Source organism: Legionella quinlivanii (genome assembly GCF_900461555.1).
GTDB lineage: Bacteria > Pseudomonadota > Gammaproteobacteria > Legionellales > Legionellaceae > Legionella_C > Legionella_C quinlivanii.
In genome coordinates this window covers 1245388-1263518 of the sequence record NZ_UGOX01000001.1, presented here as the reverse complement: position 1 = coordinate 1263518, position 18131 = coordinate 1245388, and the positions used below count along the sequence as shown (strand labels likewise).

Below are 18131 nucleotides of genomic sequence, written 5' to 3'. Positions count from 1 at the left end.
AAAAAGTTCAGGATTATCTGACCCAAACCTGAGTGCGTCCCAAAGCAGAAACCCCTACATAACCACGAACATAGAGTTTATTGCCTTGTAAAGTCATTTTGGCACGATATACTTTTCCAGATTTAGGATCAAGAATCGAACCACCACTCCACTCACCATTACCCTGATCTTTTAAGCCCCATACAAAGGTCAAACCTTTAATGGGTTTTCCTTTAAATCCACCTGGGCATTTTGAGCAAATACCAGTATCACCTGCTTGTGGATACACTTTGATGATGGTGCCGCTTAATGTCCCACCAGAAACATTAATCCGCACAACCGCTCTCTTTTGGCCTGTCGCATCATCGATAGTGGTCCATGTTCCTGCGGGTGATGCACCGGCAAAGGCAAGAGGAGCAAGCAGGGTTAATAAGGCAGAGGTAAGCCACACTTTCCATTGTTTCATTTGGGATTTCTCCATAGGTTCTGACATAAAAAGCATAGGCTATGATTTGTCAGTTTTCAATTATTGTTTGAAAAATCAATTTGCAAACGACTCATTCTTCCGCCAGAGGGGCAAAGAATTGCTCAATATCTTTTACGGTGAGATGCTGTAGAGAGCCTGTTTGCTCTCCTAAAACGCCTTCAATCAGCTGTTTTTTCTTTTCCTGCATGGCCAAAATCACTTCCTCAACTGTGCCGGCGGAAATCAGTTTGTAGACGAAAACCGGATTTTTCTGACCTATACGATGGCTTCGATCGGTAGCCTGCTCCTCAGCTGCCGGATTCCACCAGGGATCATAGTGAATAACCGTGTCCGCGCGCGTCAGATTTAAACCGGTTCCTCCCGCCTTCAGACTAATGAGAAACAAAGGAATGTTACCTTCCTGAAATGTATTGACCAGCTGATGGCGATTGACCGTTTGTCCGGTTAATTTCAGATACTGAAGTTGATTGGCTTTGAGCCTTTCCTCAATTAACTCAAGCATTGATGTGAATTGGGAAAAAATTAAAATACGCCGCCCTTCCTCAATAAGATTAACCACCAAATCCATCAGGACATCCAGTTTGGCAGAAGTTCCATGCGCAATTTTTGCCTCAGGAATCGATAACAAGCGCGGATCACAGCAAACCTGACGCAGTTTCAATAAAGCATCCAGCAATACGATATGGCTTTTTCCCATTCCCTGACGAGCAATGGCTTCTCTAACTTTCTGCTCCATTGTAATACGAATGGCCTCATATAAATCCCGCTGAGCATCGGCCAATTCAATTAACTGCACTACTTCAGTTTTATCAGGTAATTCACGGGCAACCTGATTTTTACTGCGGCGCAGCATAAAGGGCTGTACACGATTAGCCAGCAAGACTCTGCGCTCCTCGTCCGCATTCTTTTCAATAGGAATTTTAAAAAATCGTCGAAACTGACGGGCATCCCCCAATAATCCTGGCATCAGAAAATGAAACAGCGACCATAATTCGCCCAAATGATTCTCCAGTGGAGTACCGGATAAACAGAGTCTATGCCTGGCTTGAATTTGCTGAATAATCTGAGTCGTTTTGGTTTTAGCGTTCTTGATAAATTGTGCTTCATCAAGAATCAGATAATAAAAAGGATAATTGACGAAACGTGCTTTATCCCGTTGAATTAAACCGTAAGTGGAAACGATGACATCGTATTGATCAAACTCGTCCTGATGTCGGTTAGACCCATGAAACACCAGAATTTTAAGTTCCGGGGTAAAGCGTTTGGCTTCTGCTTCCCAATTGCCCATCAGACTGGTTGGCGCCACGATCAAACTGGCGTGCTGCAACCGTCCCTGCTCTTTCTCCAGCTGCAAATGAGCTAGAGTCTGCACTGTTTTACCAAGCCCCATATCATCAGCCAAAATGCCGCCGAATCGGGATTCTCGCAAAAATTGCAGCCAACTTAAGCCTTCTGCCTGATAATCCCGAAGCTGGGCATTTAAGCCTTTAGGAGGTGATATTTCAGGAATCGATTGTGGCCCCAGTAACTGCGTCAGCTGAGAGCGAAGCTGCTCTCCCCCCTTCCAGCGCAGTGCAGTGGCAGCCAGCGCCAGCTCTGTTTCCTGCATCAGGATTAGCTGGTAGCGTTTTATCTGCAACTGATTCTGGTTATCTATAAATCGGGAACCATATTGCATAATAAAGCGAATAAGCGGTTTGATTCTTCCCATAGGCAACTGAAGTTTCTTTCCTTGCGCCAAGGGTAGTCTTATCAGACGCTCATCCGGAATGCTCTCAAGTTCACTGAGATTTAAGCCGGAAATTAATTCGACAACCAGGGGCACAATATTAACTGACTTGCCTTCAACCAGAATACCCAACTGGTAGGAAAAAAAATCTTCTCCTGATTCCTGTAATTCAGAATACCACTCGACATCATCAGCTGAAACCAGTTCCTCATAAATAAAATGCCTGAACTCTACTGTCCAGCCTTTTGACTTTAGCAGGGGAATCACCTGGGAGAACAAACGTCCTAAATCTTGCTCTGACTGGAAATGAACTAAAATGTTGCTGGTTTCAAGTGCCTTCTCACAATTTAATTTTTCCCAGACGCTGGCATGACGAGTGGGCAATATCTGACTGATTTCCTGAGCATATTGTTTTTCCTGCAATAGATTTCTTGAAAGGGCTATCAGCTTGCCGGAATCTTCATAGACTAAATCGACATTGGCCATGCCAATATTCACTCTAAGGCCACTCTCATATTCAAAGAGGATTTCTCTCGTAAACAGAAAATGCGAACCCTCCTCTGCCGATAAACTCATTGAATCCACGCTGCGCGGCCTATCTAATGGAAGCGCATCAAACTGGATGACTGGTTTTGGTGTGCCCTTCCTCTGAATGCGCTCAGCAAAAGCAAGGGGGGCCGGCAGCAAAGGAACATACTGATGTCTGATTTCATCTATGGTTTCGGCTGCATCCAGGGCAAGCGGCCCAATCTCGAGGATATTTTTTAGCTGGCTTGACTGATAGGGGGTCTGTAAAACACCCAGCTCGGCTTCTGTTTTCAAAAAATACCAGGGCTTGTCGAGCAGCAATGGGGATAACAAATGAGCGTTTTTGTCCTCCATCAGCAGATGCTGCTCTCCTTGTTGATTTAAATGCCAACGCAAAACGAGCTCCCGTGGCTCACCCAGACTTAAAGATTGAGTGAGAGATTCCTGAAAGAGATAGGCGCGTTTAGTCTCTAGTATCTGCTCAAGAAGTTCGCTATTTCGCAGCGAAAGTTTGTCAAAAGAGCCAGCAATGGTGGATTTTGACAGCAAACTATTGATTACATTTTCATCTTCTGCCCTGCAATATTGTTTTTTGCTCTGGGTAAAACTGTTAAATACAGTGAATTTACCATAGGTTCCATGTCGTTTCAGTCGTTTGGCTAAAGCAAGGTGGATTATTACACGATGATCCCATTGTTTTTTTTGTATCTCTAGAAGATACAGAATGTCATGCGTGTATGAGCGAGGCTTACTATCAACCTCCTGTGCTCTGATAGCTTGAAGCCAACTGGAAAGTGATTGTTCTTTCTGTCCGTTGAGCTGAGGAGCCGAAATTTTCAGATTTTCTTTAATTTGCAAGGCAAAAAAGCTGGCAGCAGCATGTTTACAATTGTTGGCTTGTGCACAATTGCAGCGAGCAGGCTTATTGGGCCAGGCCTTTAAATCAGCATACACATCATATATCTGACCGCTTTTTCCTTTAACCCGGGCTTTTAGCAAACCATCGCTGAGCCGAATATTCAGAACATAATTTTTTTGCTGATATTCTTCGCCTTGCATTAGCACGGCAGGAGAAAAAATTTCAGCCATCCGTGATAAAGCATCTTTCAGCATAATTGGGTATACTTAGAAGTAAACGTTAAATTATAGCAAATAGATTCACAGCTGAATATCTATCCCATTAACTTATTTAATATGTACATCAATGAACAATTCCATAACAATACTGATGGCGCAAATTAATCCAACGGTGGGTTCTATCGCCGCTAATGCCCAAAAAATAATAGCTATCATTGAGAAGCATCAGGACAGTCATGATCTGATTCTTTTTCCTGAATTGTGCCTGACAGGCTATCCCCCGGAAGATTTACTCTTGAGACCTGCCTTTCTCGAAGAAATTAAACAGGCGGTCAATGAAATTTCAAAGCAGGTAACTGACTGCCATGTGATTTTGGGTTTTCCCAGTCTGATCGATAACCATTGCTACAATTCCGCAGGAGTTTTTTATCAGGGCAAACAAAAAGCGCTTTATCATAAACAAATATTACCCAATTACGGAGTATTCGATGAAAAACGCTATTTCAGAGCAGGCCCATCTCAACGCTGTATTTTTGAAATCAGAGATTACCGGTTCGGTTTATGTATTTGTGAAGATTTGTGGCAGCCAGGCCCTGTTGAACAATTAGTTAATAGCGAGATTGACGCGCTTCTGTGCATTAATGCCTCCCCTTTTGATTATACAAAGCAGGAAAAGCGCGAAAAGTTACTGAGCAACCATGTTCAGCATGGCTTTCCCATTTTCTATGTGAATCTGATCGGCGGTCAGGATGAGCTTGTTTTTGATGGCCAATCCCTCGTGATGGATACGAACGGCTCCACCTGCGTGCGTCTTCCCGCTTTTCTCGAAACAGTAAGTACCGTTGTATTTTCAAAACAGCACATTAAAGGTGAACTTAACCCGCTGCAAACGAAAGAAGAGCAAATCTATAATGCTCTGAAACTGGGCACAAAAGATTACGTTGAAAAAAATGGCTTCCCCGGTGTTTTGCTGGGTCTTTCTGGCGGGATTGATTCAGCACTGACTCTGGCCATTGCGGTAGACGCATTAGGCGCTGATCGGGTCACAGCACTTCTGATGCCTTCTCGTTACACGGCGGACATGAGTAATCAGGACGCTTTAATTCAATTACAGGCTATGAATGTCAAAGGTGAAACTCTTTCCATTGAACCTGTATTTAACAGTTTTCTGCAAACGCTAGATCCATTGTTTGCTAATAAACCGAAAGACACTACAGAAGAAAACATCCAGGCCAGAATTCGCGGCGTTCTGTTAATGGCTTTGTCCAATAAAACCGGCAATATGGTATTAACCACCAGCAATAAAAGTGAAAGCGCTGTGGGTTACGCCACACTTTATGGGGACATGGCAGGTGGATTTTCAGTTTTGAAAGATGTATTAAAAACTCAGGTTTATGATTTAGCACGTTACCGCAACAGTATTTCTCAGGTTATACCTCAGCGTGTTCTGGAAAGAGCGCCCTCAGCGGAGCTAGCGCCCAATCAGACTGATCAGGACAGCTTGCCTGATTATCCTACACTGGATGGAATCATTCAGGGCTATATGGAGAATAATTTGTCGGCTGCTGATCTGATACAACAAGGTTATCCAGAGGCGGATGTACGCAGAGTGATTCATCTTATCAAAAGAAATGAGTACAAAAGACGACAGGCAGCACCGGGAGTCAAAGTGAGCATTCGCTCGTTTGGCCGTGACTGGCGCTATCCGATAACCTCGGGATATTAAATACTTTGCCAGCAATCTAGTGCCCCGGACATAAGCCCGAGGCACGCAGAGGCAGGAATGAGCCTAACAGGATCTCTCTATTTTTGAGTTATTGTCAGCATTTTCGTCCTCTGAACCAGAAGCTTTCTCGCCTTTAGATAATAGGAAATTAAGCTGGGATAATCTTGCCGACTTGAGTTTTCCTGGAGGGGGAGGTGGTGGCGGAGGAGGAAGAACTAATTTTGTTGCTTCATCTGATTTGGATGTATCTTCCTTAGAAAAGGTTATTGTCTCACTGGTCTCAGTGGCTTTCTCAAATGTGAGTGAACTGGCAGCCTGCTCTGTTCTAAATAAACCAAGATTAATTTTGGAAATTAATGCCGGATCTAACTTTTTTGAAAGAAGTGGCGGAGGAGCCAATGTTGCTGTCTCAGACTGATAAACCTCCTCAGAAGTTGCGGTTTCCTGCTTGATTTCAGCAGAAGTTCCAGCTTGTTTTGACTTGTTCAAAAACCATCTTTCAACCTCTAAATAGTCTTCCCGCTTTAAAGCTCTTTTGACAGACACTTTCGCTAAAAGCAGTTCAAAATTATCCTGCTCTTCTTTTGTAACCCCATGATCACTCGTTTGCCAGGATTCAATCATCTCTTTAATATCGGGATAAGTTGTCCAGTCCACAGGAAAACAACGATTGAAAGTATCGAAGTAAAATAGTTTCCAATCCGCTTTCGATAAAACGAAAGAGCACATCGGAAACTCCATGTAAATTTTATTTTCTATTCCGATAAATTGATCCATTAATTTACAAGAGCTGGTTTTAGCCGCATTGGCAACTTTGCGTGACTTGTCTGTCTTGCTATCGACAACCACGGATTCAATCGTTGGATTGACTACACCCTTCAATGCCTCAGGTGAATGCCTCAAATTTCGAATCTGATTTTCCAGTATCGATTGCACAGTTTTGCTTTTACTTGCCTCAACTAAACGACGAATCGTCACTGCTTGCAGAAACACCTTAATTTTTTGAGGATCGGAGGCACTTGAATTACTCTCTTTTTTTAAACAGTCTTCCAGTAGTGGATGCTGCGCCAGTGGAATACTATGAGGTTCTAATGCCAATGTATCATACCAGTCAATTGCAGCCTCAGAGACCAGTGTTTTACCAATAGTATTCCCAATGGTTTGCAGTTGATTGCTGGATAACTTAGCGATTAGCAAGCCTTTTTTAAATGTGCTTGAATCCCCGGGATTTAATGCTTCAATCAGGGTTGGAGCAGCAGTATACTCTTGTAAAGACTCACCCCGACGGTGATACAGCAGTTTCCCTGAGCCCGTAATGATACAGGCGGTATGAAGTCTTTGTAAAAATTGCTCCGTTATCGGGGTCTCATCCGGGAAAAAGTACAATGGGATACCATTATGAAAAACATAAGTTGTTGATAAATTTTTTGTATCGGTAAGATCTGGATTAATCTGTAAATTGATTTTCTCCAATTGCTCCTGAACCAGTCGGTTCACTGCCATTTTCAAATGATAAAATTTGGAAGTATTCGCCGGAGGAATTTCAGCCACTCTGGGTCCTGTAATTTCTCTCAGCATTTCATTAGTCAATGCCCGATAGCTGACCCGCCCCTGGTTATCATAAGAGCTAAGCTGCCACTTGGCAGGAATAAGCACCGTATGTCTTTTTTTAACGGCTGTAAATTCCAGCAAATTAGTTAAAATTTCTTTCTGTGGGTCTTGAAGCAAACTATCCTGCTCGAGTGCCGCTAATAATAATTCCCAGTTGTCATCTGAGTTAAAATCTTTCCTGGTAATAACACCTTTCATCATAGGCACTTCAGGAATGAAATTAGTCACTGACTCTAAAATATCTTTCTCAGTTCGCCGCAACTCATCAAGCAGCACCCGGGTCTTTTCTTTAGGCTCCAAATTAATTCTTGAAAGAGCATTCCCTTTTATCATAAGCTCGCTTTTTAATCGGTCCAGACCATTTTTTACAAATTCCAATCGCTTTATTTCAAGCTTGCCATCAGCTTGACGCTGCAAATAGAACAACCGGTTATCCGATGTCAAAATGTAGGCAAAATTCAAGTTTTCATAAGCTGAATCTTCAGGAGTCGGCCGCGAGGATTGCAGAATCAGACAGCATTCACTATTTTTTCTACTGACCGTATAGTTAATCGTGTCATTGTCAGCTTTCTTCAGATAAAGACAACGATACTCAGGTTTCAGATCAGCAGATTGAACACCCAGGGTATAATTTTTAGCAGGTGTTGCCTGTGCCAGGCGTTTTAAGCAAAAACTATGTTTATCAGGATGCTTGCTGGCAAACTCCTTAGCCTCAGCCTGTTCTTTGAACAGGTAAATGTTAATACTCTCATCCAGGCTTTGTTTGCAAAACGCGTTTATTTTATTATAAGCATCTCCGCGCTCAGGTATTCGCCCTTTTAAACTATTTAAAATATCTGAAAAATCTTTCGTGATGGGTAAAAAATTAAGAGTACCTTGCAGATCCATCCAGAACAGTTGCCAGGTCGGATCAGGTTTAATTACAAAGAGATGATGTCCAGGGTTTTTCAATTGATATTCCCGGGCTTTAACCAGAATATCCTCTGTCTTTTTATCGGTATCCCAAAATACCATTACATCGGGCACTTGCGAAGAAGTGATTTCTTTCTTTTTATCGAGCTCTTTTCGTGCTGCAACCGCTTTCTGCTCGGCCGCTTTTTTTATCTCAGTGACCCCTTCAATGTACTCATTTAAGCCTTTTCTTAAGGGGACAATCACATAGTCCCGTAAATTATCATTAGTTACCTCTTGGTACTCATCATTTTTTGCCATGTAACAGCGAACAGCAGCAATAAGTAACCGAGTATTCGCTGAGTTTTTTTCCCAGGATCCTGTTCCAATAAATTTATAAAAATTTTCAAGATAGGAATTCACATCATTGAACACTGCTGCCTCAGCTATAGCTTTATCAAAATCCCTTTCTCGATCCTTTAATTTTCCTTTAGCCAGATATTCCTTTTTGGCTTCAAGCAAAATGCTGTCCAGGTTATGCGAAATGAATGGTATTAATTTCTTTGCAAGTCTGTCAGGGTTTCGTTGTATGTCCTTTTTTTCGGTTTTAGCTTTCATTTCATTCCCTAAAATTTTCGATCATCCATCTAGCATCTTAACGCAATATATAATGATTACAAGGAGAACTTTCGTTCAGTTTGGACTCTATTTTGAACAATCTGCTATTGAATTTAACCCACTCAAAATTCAACTGATAAAGTTAATTGCTTACTACTTGCAAAATAAAAGTAAAGCGCTAACATGTGGTTGCTTCAGAATAATAATAACAAGGGAAGCCATGAGAACTGTATTTTTTTCGGCCGCATTAATGGCCTCCGGCGCAGCCTGCGCAGCTGTTCCTATTGATGGCTGGTATGCAAGTGTATTTGGCGGTTTTACCAGTGTTCAGGACAATATCAGCGTCAGCAGTCAAGGCTGGCACCGCTCTAAAGCGGGCTATGACAATAATTATAATGTCGGAGGCCGTCTTGGCTATAAATGCACGCCTTTACGATACGAAGGCGAGCTAACGTATCTGACCGCCGACCTCGATCATTTTTACATTGATGACATCCTTCAGACCGGCATTACCGGCGATACGAATGCGATTCTCGCTATGGCCAACGTGTATTACGACTTCCCGGACATGGTTCCCGGCATACAACCTTTCCTTGGAGTGGGCATTGGCTATGCCTATGTTAATGTCGATTTAAACAGCACAGGCCCCCTTGGCGTTACTCGTTATAGCGGCTCCAATAGTGTATTTGCCTATCAGGGAACTGGCGGTTTTACCTATAATTTCAGTGAAATATATTCTGTTGATATCGCTTACCGCTACATTGGCACCCAAAGACCGGATGAACTTGGCAAAGTCTATCAGGCTCATCTTGGTACAGTTGGTGTGACTTACCGCTTTGACGGCTCCAGATACAAATAGTAAGGATTTCTCATGAATCATTTTTGTCGATTAAGTCTGGCTGGATTATTACTGTCTGGCAGTACGGGATTTGCGGCTGTCAACCCCCTACCCGGTTGGTATGTGGGCCTGTTTGGCGGCGGCGGGTATACTCAGCCCATTAAATTTACTGTCGCGCCTAATTTATTGCTGACTGGAGCTTACCCTTATTATATTAGTCCGACCAATCTTGATCTCAGCTATAAAGGCATGGGTAACGCCGGTGGGCAAATAGGATACCGCTGCAGCAAATTCCGATTTGAAGGCGAGGTTGTTTACAATTACAGCGGCTATAAAAAACTACAGGTACAAAATGCGACTTTTGGGACCTACACAGTTCCAAGCTTCAGTAATAGCTATGTCTTTCATCTCAATGGGCAAACTTCGATGGTTTCCGGGCTGGTGAATGTTTACTATGACTTTTTCACACCTGACGGCGATGTCACCTGGATGCCTTATGTGGGATTAGGTATCGGCTATTCCTATATTGAAAATAACATTAAGTTTTATTATAACAACCAGCAGGTGTTTCCTGTCACTGGTTCAGAACTGGGCAAAGAGAATGGCTCATCCTCTATTGCACAGGCCATTCTCGGGGTGAGTTATCTGTTGGATGACTTTACCAGTGTAGGTACGGATCTTCGTTTTATGCGCACCGGAAATGTTACACTGATTCCTAAAGGCCGTTTTGGCGTTGCCAATGCAGTGGAAGAGCGTATGGCAATGGTCGCCTGGAATATTAATTTTAACTTTACTTTTGATCAACCTTCTGGCTGATGGCTTAATATCGGGACATTTACAGGATTCATTATGCGCTATTTGATTGCTCCTTCCATTCTTTCCGCCGATATGACTCGCCTTGGCGATGAAGTATCAGCTGTGCTGGATGCGGGAGCTGATCTCATACACTTTGATGTGATGGACAACCATTATGTTCCCAATTTGACAATTGGTCCTTTCATTTGCCAAAGTCTTAGCAAGCGTTTTCCGCAAGCCATTGTTGATGTGCACCTGATGACCAATCCAGTGGATGAACTGATTAAACAGTTTGCAGATGCCGGAGCAAAACGCATCAGCATCCATCCTGATGGCACTATTCATCTGGATAGAAGTCTGCAACTGATCAAGGCACTTGGCTGCGAAGCCGGCCTGGTGTTAAATCCTGCCTGCCCGCCGGAAGTAATCCAATGGTGTTTACATTACCTCGATTTCGTACTGGTGATGACTGTCAATCCAGGATTTGCAGGCCAAAAATTAATTCATCCGGTGATTGAAAAAATCCGATGGCTTAAATCCAACTATCCGCTACTGCCTGTCTGTGTTGACGGCGGCGTGCAGGCAGAAAATATTGCTCTATTAGCCGAGGCAGGTGCTACCCAGTTTGTAGCAGGTTCTGCTATATTCTGTAGTAACGATTACAGAAGCACTATTGCCGCTATGCGACAACAATTGGCTACCGTCCAGTGACCTCCAGTTCATTGCATTAGCTTATCACACCCTTAACCTGTGGAAGACTATGAAAAAGTTTCTTTTTCTGATCATTAGCCTGTGCCTGCCTTTTGCGCTGCAAGCAGCGATTCCTGGCGAAATCTATGTTCAACGTTTTATGAATTACATGGAATGGAGCCAGAATTTGCCTCAGCAGGCGAGTCCTGAATTTCTGGTCTTTATTGCAGATGATACCCCACTGGCTAACCGTTTAAGAGAAAAGTGGTTATACCAATTGGCCAGACAAAGGAACTGGACTGATTATACTAGCTATTACCGCCCTTCTTCTGATGTCAGTCTTCAATGTTTCGCTCGCCTTGCTGACTATTTCCAGGGAAGAACTGAACTCGCTCTGGAAGGCGCAAAACCCTTATGGTTAAAAGGAGATTCCCAACCAGGCGCCTGTAACCAGCTTTTTGATTTTCTCTTAAAAAGTGGTCAGTTTGATGAGACACTGATTACGGAGCGTATTCGTCTGGCATTGGATAAACGAAATCTTGGTCTGGCGCGTTACTTATTAAAGCTTTATCAAAAACCTCGGCTTGAGGACGAACAATTACTCCTTGGTATTTCACAAAATCCGCTGCGAATTTCACAGCTTCAGCCTAAGGAATTGCATGACTCATTCTATCTTTTCGGCTTAAAGCGTCTCATATCCACCAACATGGAACAAGCCATTAAGATCTGGCAACAACCTAAAACGCGAAAGATGTTATCAGAGGCTCAGCAGCAATCCTTTCTTGTACAGCTGGTTATTTACAAGGCGATGCGAAATCATGAAGACACCGAGCAATGGTTTGCAAAAATTAAGGCCTCCTATTATAACGAGGCATTACTTGACTGGGAGATCAGAGCCGCTTTAAAACAGCAAAACTGGCCCAAAGTGGAAAAATACATCCTCTTTTCCACTAATAAAGACAGCCCTTGCTGGCAGTATTGGCTAGGCCGTGCGAAAGAAGGTCAAGGCAAAAAGACCGAAGCACAGAGCATTTTTCAAACCCTGGCTGAAACCAGAAACTATTATGGATTTTTAGCGAGTCTGCGCCTGAATAAAAAGCCAAGTTTTGTGAATGAAAAAGTAGTGAGTGATCCGAATGTTTTGAAACCCTATCGGACAGTGATAATGGCGATTAAAAATTTGTATGCCAACAAGCAGGTTTTGCAGGCTTCCAGAATGCTCAATGATTTTGTGCTGGAGCTGCCCAGAGAGGATAAAATCGCATTGATTCACTGGGTCGCAACGGAGTTAAAATGGCATGGAAAGTCCGTCTATCTCAGCAATACCGATGAACTAAGCAACCAGCTTTCCCTCCGCTTCCCACTAGCCCATGAGACTGCTATAACCGCCTATTCCAAAAACTATAATATTTCCAAGGAATTTATCTATGCCATTATTCGCCAGGAAAGCAGCTTTCGAGAGGATGTGGTGTCAATGGCTGGCGCACGCGGCTTAATGCAACTGATGCCGGAAACAGCCAAAATGGTGGCCAAACAAGAAAAAATTGCCTATGGAGATAAAAACCAGCTATTCTCAAGTCAAAAAAATATCAATATAGGCGTCGCCTATCTTAAACAGTTGGCCAAACGCTATCATGCCCATCCCGTGCTGATGGCTGCCGCCTATAACGCCGGTCCGCGGCAGGTCAATTACTGGATTAAAACACATCCTCCTAAACAAATTGACATTTGGATAGAAACGCTCCCCTGGCATGAGACCAGAAATTATCTGAAGAATGTCATAGCCTTCTATGCAGTTTATCAATTTAGAATGCAGCAAAAACCGGATTTGAGTGATTTCATGCAGCCGATTAACTAATAACTAAGTTGGGAGAGGCTAAGATATTTACCTACGTCCCTCGGCTCGTCCGAGGGATCCAGAGATCCAATCCTGAAATAAGATTCCTGGATCCCTCGGGCGAGCCGAGGGACGTAGGAGTAGGCGTCAAAGCCTTAAGTAACAGCCATTGGGCTCTTGGCCCCAACCTGCAAGTAATTGCAGAATTCCCTTAACTTAATGACAGTGAGAGGATTGATCCAATACTCAATTATGCAAAGCCTTCTTCAAAGCATGCGCTGAAGCAGAATATGCGAGCAAAGCGGCTTCATAATGCGATGGCAGAGCACAAAAATCATGCAAAATTCCTCCGAACTCAATAAATTGCGCCTCATTTCCCCCTTCGACCAGCTTTTCATAATAGCGCTTGGCATCATCATGAATAGGATCACATTCAGCAGCAATCACTAAAGCGGGCGGCAGGTTTTTAAAATCAGTTTGAAACTGTGGATTCGCTTCAGGACTCTTTTCATCCTCCGCTTTACCAAGGTATTGTTTTCTCATCCAGTGTAAAGTGGCTGTTTCTAAAAAATACCCTGTTTCATAGGTTTTATCCGAGGGCATAGTATTATTTAAATCAACCCAGGGATAATAAAGAAGCTGGAAGGAGATCACTACATCCTTATTCTTTTTTGCCTGATGACAAATACTTGCCGCAATATTACCGCCGGCACTGTCGCCAGCGATCGCAACTTTTCCATTGCCTCCAAACTCAGCAGCATGCTTTTGAACATAACGAATTACATCATAGCAATCATTATGAGCAGCAGGGAACTTATGCTCGGGGGCGCGTCGATAATCTACAGCGACAACCAGGCAATTAGCCGCTTCAGATAAAAAACGACAGGTATAATCAAGAAAATCAAGATCACCAAATACAAAACCACCCCCATGACAATAAATCAAGGCAGGCAGATTGCTTGAGTCTTTACTGGGCTTATATAAGCGAACTTGAATTTTGTGGCCATTAATATCCAGTTCGCGGTCTTCAGTATGAACATCAATTGCCTTTAGCCTTCCCGCAACCGGAGCGACTAGTTTGTTAAATGCCTCACGAGCTTTTCCAGGCTCCATCTCGAGAAGATTTTGTCCATCCAGTGCGCTTGAGGCTCTCTCACCCAAGCGTTTGATAAAATTACTGGAATCAGTGTTAATCGGTTTCATTTTGTACCTTCCTTAGTTTACACAAGATTAAAGCTTAAATCATGGTTTATATAACTCTGCTTAAAACAGGATTACTAGTAATCAGCGTCTATCTAAAAATAGCAGATAAACGGCATACTAATGTATATCCCTCCGTTTACACATCAAACAAACCCAAAGCTTCAACCGGTTGTTCATCCTTTTCGATCTTTATTTTTCGATAATCAGGATAAAACCTCAGCTCATACCCTGCAACAGTTATTAACTCCGATGGGCTCTTAACCAGCTCATAAAGCGCCTGCATGCTAATAATCTCGCTATCATTCGCATCAAACAATCCCGGGTTGGCGAGTTCAGAATTTATTTCCTGCTCCGTTCGTTTGATAATATCATCCAGCATATCAGCAATTGCTTCTTTGTCCACAGGGCTCTTAATGGAGTCGTTTTTATAATGCCTCAAAAACAACTCTTGAATAAACCTCACTAGCGTTCCCGAAGTCATAATTGATAAATGGCCATGATGTTCAAATTTCTTAACAGAATTAGGCTGCTGATAACCAGGAACTATTGCACAGCCCGCCAGAACGATCCAGTCCTGACCAGCCTCAATAAAGTAATAACGATAAGTGGATTTTTCGACTACTTGTTCCAATTGAAGCAGAAACTCACTGTTTTCCTGCATTTGCGCTACCGACTTGGAAAAATATCCCAAGGCTTTGAGAGCCAGATAGGAGCCGCCAAAAGGGGCGCATATCGGAATAATCATTTCAACTTTAATCCCGTATTTTTCTGCGAGATATTCTGCGAAGGCGCTGGCGATAATTCCGCCGCGGGAATGTCCCATCAAAATGACCCGCTTATCATTATTTGCAAGAATCTGTTTTAAAAGCTGTTCCTCAAAGTCCTCCATGCCAGCGCCTGTTGCGCGATCCTCAAAGTTGACCAGAACTATATGCTTGATCAATTCCGGCAAACCCAATTCAATTAATTGATTAGCCAGAGTTAAAAAAGACAATTCACGATCAGCAGTACCGTGGATGCAATAAATTGCAATAGGCTCAACATCCGCATCAGGTTTGAATTTGGGATTAGGGATTATTAACTGGGTTGAGTTTGCCTGTAGCCAGCGTATGGTATGGAATAATATTCCAGTCCAACTGACCGGATGATTCTTTTTAATTAATTTAGACAGATAATTAGGAATTTTTGCAACCATCGATAACATGCTTTTTGATGTGCTTGCCATTTGATTAACTCCCTGTGTCCAATCCTGAAAATTAGCCTATCAAAAATTATTGGCACTGAGAACTAACTAAAACCACTCACTTCAAAATTACAGCATACAATGAGTTTGTGCGTTACCTTAATAAACACCAGCGGATTATTACAGACACAGGACGAGTCTGCTTAGCCTGCATTGCGTTGATGTCTTAGCAATAGATAATTGGCTCTGTTGACTGCATCACTCAGAGCTTTTTCCGGGGTTTTTAAGCCAGCGAAGATACTCTCCAGGGCTTCATCATTGGCCGTACGGATCTGATTTTGCGGTCCATCATAGTGCTTCATATACACACTTTGAGGTTTGGCCAATTCATCTTCTGCAAGGGCCAGAATCGGGTGATGGCTTTCTCGAGCAATACCCGCGTAAACACCACTGAGTCCCAACGGGATATACCCAGTATTCAGATGCCATTGCTTCTGTCTTTCAGGTTTGGCAATAAATGCAAAAAAAAGCGCGGTTCCCCGATAAACCTCAGGGGATTGACCAGCCACTGACCACAATGCGGCCCCGCCAGCGACATTGGTATGTCTTTCAGTTGAAACTTTTGAATCAATGGGAAGCCTTGCCACGCCCAGGGAGAATGTGAGCATATTCGCTAAACTATTATAGGCACCGGATGACTGGCTGAATAGAGCACATCGACCACTGGTAAATAAGGCAGTAGCATCGCTGGCTCTTCCTCCATACTCAAAATAATTCAGTCTTTGCCAGCGTTGCAGGCGTTTCAAATGGTTCAGCACTGCCGGGTTATTGTAAATTGCATTCTCTTTTGTTCCATCAGTTAACGCCAGACCATGCAGGGCAGAAAAGGATTCAATACTTACCCAGGCAGGGTATGCGCTGGTGTAACCGCAAATTTGTCCTTTCTGTTTGAGCTGCTCTAACATGTTCTCAAGCTCTTCCCAGGTTTTTGGAAAATTTGCTTGTGAAATCCCAATAGTTGCCAGCAAATCGCTGTTATAATAGAGAACTGGAATTGAGGTATTAAACGGCATAGCCTGCAATTCTCCCTTTTCACTATAAAAGGTCCGAACGGAGGGTAGAAAATCCTGTAGGGGAAAATCGATTTGCTGTTCGCGCATGAGTTCTTCCAGCGGCTTATGAATGCCTGCTGGCGATAGCATGGTGGCAGTACCTACTTCAAATACCTGGACAATCGCGGGTGGCTTATGAGCACGAAAAGCAGCAGCGAAACTGGTTAAAGAATCCGTGTATTCTCCTTTATAAACCGGTTTGATTTGATAATCAGACTGACTCTGGTTAAATGCCTGCACCATACTTTCAACTTCTTCGCCCAAGTGACCGGCCATCGAATGCCAGAAAATAATCTCCACCGGTTCAGCCCAGACGCTGCCGCCTATCAAATAGAATAGTGTCAGGAATAGCAGTGTTTTCATGAGAGCAAATCAGGATAATCGCTGAATACGGCATCGACACCCCAATCAATAAGTTTTCTTGCCTGCCGCTTCCAGTTGACGGTATACGCGAATAATCGATAACCATTGTCTTTAATTTCTTTGACTCGTTCTGCCGTTAATATTTTCTTATTCACATGAATAGAATAACAATGCAATTCCTTAGCCTTTTTCAACCATTCATCATCCCATTGATGAAGTAGCAAACCCAATGGGAGCTCAGGAGACAGACTATGACATAAGGAAAGCACATTAAAATCGAAACTGGATACCAGGGGCATTTCTTTTGATTGAGGCCAATGACGATTGATATACGACAGTACAGTAATTGCCGTCTGCTCTGCAGTACCAGGATAAGGTTTGATTTCTATATTTGCGGTCACATTCGAGAATACCAGCCATTTAATCAAATCGCGAAAGTGCAGAACTTTTTCTGATTTGAACTGCTTTGAAAACCAGCTTCCGGCATCCAGTGTTTTTACATAGTCGGCATTGACCAGCCCTAACTCCCCCCGGCCGTTAGTGGTCCTTTTGAGATTTTCATCATGAAAAACAAAAGGTTCGCCATCAGCGGTAAGCATGATGTCAAATTCAACAGCAGTACAGCCTAAGCTTAATGCTCTGTCAAAAGAGGCCAAAGTATTTTCGGGGGCATATCCAGCCGCCCCCCGATGCCCGATAACACGATTAGGGATTTGCAGGGGCATTGCACACCTTTACAGCTCTGTTTGATCCAGCTTCAACCATTGCACTCATAACCAGCTCATTACTCACGGTTAAGGCTGGCGCCGCTGTGGCTCCCATCACCATCGTATTCAATTCCTTGGCCTGATACGCTCTGGGTTGTACAGGCATGGGATTGTCACCGTCAATCACGTAAAGATTATTCACGCTATACTGTTGCGAGGTATACACTTTATTCATCCTCGCCAGTTCTTCATTAACCAGCTGATAAAGTTTTTCTCTTAATTGAGATTTTACTGTCTGAACTTCGTCAAGACTGGGTGTGAAATCAACCCCGTTGATAGTGTAGGTAGCGCCAGGTTTGCTGACATCCTTTGCCAATTGGTAGATATCTGTCAGGCTGGCCTGAGGTACTCTGACCTGAGCTGATACGAACAGTTTTTCGAGTCCAGAGCTATCCTGTGAGCGATCAAACTGAGTCAGATGCCAATCTCCCGATGCAATTTTACCCAGATTAGTCATAATATCGGCACGAGCCTTAACTAAATCAGCGTTGTTTAATGTAGCATTCACATTAGCAGTCAATAATGCGGACTGAGTAGTCACCCATTGCTTGGCCGAAACCTGAAAAACGATTTTGTCAAGCGGGGCCTGATTGGAACAATCGCAGGCCAGAGCTCCCTGACTCAATAATGAAAAAGCCAGCATCCCAACAATTTTCTTCATATTTCTCTCCAGCGTATGAAAAAATCAATTTAAACA

Annotated in this window: 13 protein-coding genes; 5 read left to right on the top strand and 8 right to left on the bottom strand. The window is 43.2% G+C overall.

Annotated features, from left to right (window positions below):
* Positions 1–13: 13 nt before the first annotated feature.
* The gene (locus DYH61_RS05365; RefSeq protein ID WP_058508668.1) at positions 14–445 is read right to left on the bottom strand and encodes a DUF2147 domain-containing protein; all 432 of its coding nucleotides are present in this window, start codon (positions 443–445) and stop codon (positions 14–16) included.
* 91 nt (positions 446–536) lie between these two features.
* Positions 537–3836, bottom strand: a complete 3300-nt coding sequence (locus DYH61_RS05360; protein ID WP_058508667.1) for a DEAD/DEAH box helicase — start codon at positions 3834–3836, stop codon at positions 537–539.
* A gap of 91 nt (positions 3837–3927) precedes the next feature.
* Between DYH61_RS05360 and DYH61_RS05355 the strand changes: the two genes are divergently transcribed.
* Positions 3928–5526 (top strand): NAD+ synthase, encoded by a 1599-nt coding sequence (locus tag DYH61_RS05355; RefSeq protein WP_058508666.1) that lies wholly within the window; start codon positions 3928–3930, stop codon positions 5524–5526.
* Between the two features lie 63 nt (positions 5527–5589).
* On the opposite strand, the gene DYH61_RS05350 is transcribed toward DYH61_RS05355, so the two are convergent.
* Positions 5590–8646, bottom strand: coding sequence for a hypothetical protein (locus tag DYH61_RS05350; RefSeq protein ID WP_058508665.1), 3057 nt, complete (start codon positions 8644–8646; stop codon positions 5590–5592).
* Positions 8647–8866: 220 nt separating this feature from the next.
* Here DYH61_RS05350 and DYH61_RS05345 point away from each other — a divergent pair, with 220 nt between their 5' ends.
* The 4 genes from DYH61_RS05345 to DYH61_RS05330 are packed head-to-tail and all read left to right on the top strand — an operon-like array spanning position 8867 to position 12827.
* Positions 8867–9505 (top strand): outer membrane protein, encoded by a 639-nt coding sequence (locus DYH61_RS05345; RefSeq protein ID WP_058508719.1) that lies wholly within the window; start codon positions 8867–8869, stop codon positions 9503–9505.
* A gap of 12 nt (positions 9506–9517) precedes the next feature.
* Positions 9518–10300, top strand: coding sequence for an outer membrane protein (locus DYH61_RS05340; protein WP_058508664.1), 783 nt, complete (start codon positions 9518–9520; stop codon positions 10298–10300).
* A gap of 33 nt (positions 10301–10333) precedes the next feature.
* Positions 10334–10990: a ribulose-phosphate 3-epimerase gene (gene rpe, locus DYH61_RS05335; RefSeq protein ID WP_058508663.1), complete on the top strand. Its 657-nt coding sequence runs from the start codon at positions 10334–10336 to the stop codon at positions 10988–10990.
* 49 nt (positions 10991–11039) lie between these two features.
* A complete protein-coding gene (locus DYH61_RS05330) occupies positions 11040–12827 on the top strand; it encodes a transglycosylase SLT domain-containing protein (protein WP_058508662.1) in 1788 nt (595 codons plus the stop codon).
* A gap of 225 nt (positions 12828–13052) precedes the next feature.
* Here DYH61_RS05330 and DYH61_RS05325 read toward each other — a convergent pair whose 3' ends face one another.
* The 5 genes from DYH61_RS05325 to DYH61_RS05305 all read right to left on the bottom strand — a co-directional run bounded on the left by DYH61_RS05325 (position 13053) and on the right by DYH61_RS05305 (position 18095).
* Positions 13053–14009: an alpha/beta hydrolase gene (locus tag DYH61_RS05325; RefSeq protein ID WP_058508661.1), complete on the bottom strand. Its 957-nt coding sequence runs from the start codon at positions 14007–14009 to the stop codon at positions 13053–13055.
* 136 nt (positions 14010–14145) lie between these two features.
* Positions 14146–15234, bottom strand: a complete 1089-nt coding sequence (locus DYH61_RS05320; protein WP_058508660.1) for an esterase/lipase family protein — start codon at positions 15232–15234, stop codon at positions 14146–14148.
* A gap of 161 nt (positions 15235–15395) precedes the next feature.
* Complete coding sequence (locus DYH61_RS05315) at positions 15396–16667, bottom strand: extracellular solute-binding protein (protein WP_058508659.1); 1272 nt, start codon at positions 16665–16667, stop codon at positions 15396–15398.
* A complete protein-coding gene (locus DYH61_RS05310; RefSeq protein ID WP_058508658.1) occupies positions 16664–17392 on the bottom strand; it encodes a glycerophosphoryl diester phosphodiesterase in 729 nt (242 codons plus the stop codon). Before DYH61_RS05310 ends, DYH61_RS05315 begins: the two co-directional genes overlap by 4 nt.
* Positions 17373–18095: a hypothetical protein gene (locus DYH61_RS05305; protein WP_058508657.1), complete on the bottom strand. Its 723-nt coding sequence runs from the start codon at positions 18093–18095 to the stop codon at positions 17373–17375. The genes DYH61_RS05310 and DYH61_RS05305 overlap by 20 nt, the downstream gene beginning before the upstream one ends.
* Positions 18096–18131 lie beyond the last annotated feature (36 nt).